This is a genomic window from Streptomyces sp. BE303 (assembly GCF_036290945.1).
Lineage (GTDB): Bacteria > Actinomycetota > Actinomycetes > Streptomycetales > Streptomycetaceae > Kitasatospora.
Genome location: NZ_JAQYWZ010000308.1, coordinates 1 through 359 on the forward strand (window position 1 = coordinate 1; position 359 = coordinate 359).

General features: G+C 72.4%; 1 tRNA gene. It reads left to right on the forward strand.

Features of this window, described 5'->3' with window-relative positions:
• Nucleotides 1-276: 276 nt before the first annotated feature.
• Nucleotides 277-350, forward strand: a tRNA-Met gene (locus tag PUR56_RS03485).
• Nucleotides 351-359 lie beyond the last annotated feature (9 nt).

The following is a 359-nucleotide window of genomic DNA, read 5'->3' on the forward strand; positions in this document are numbered from 1 at the left end:
ACCCGAGCAGCACCGCCCCCGTGATCGCCGCGGCCCCCAACGCCCGCTTCGCACCCATTCCCGACACCCTCACGGCCACGTGCCTGGCCGACGCCCCGAGCCTGCCGCGCCGGCCCCCGCCCCCGCGACCCCCGCCCCACCCGGTGCCCGCGACTGTTTCGACGGGGGCGGAGGGACATGGCGTCCGGGTCCTTCGGCGTTTGGGCCCTCCTGCGCGGGGCCGGGGGAGTCCGGTTAGGTGTCCCGGCGGTAGTCGCGTAAGGTCGTGTTTACCGACGCGGGGTGGAGCAGCTCGGTAGCTCGCTGGGCTCATAACCCAGAGGTCGCAGGTTCAAATCCTGTCCCCGCTACTGAATCGA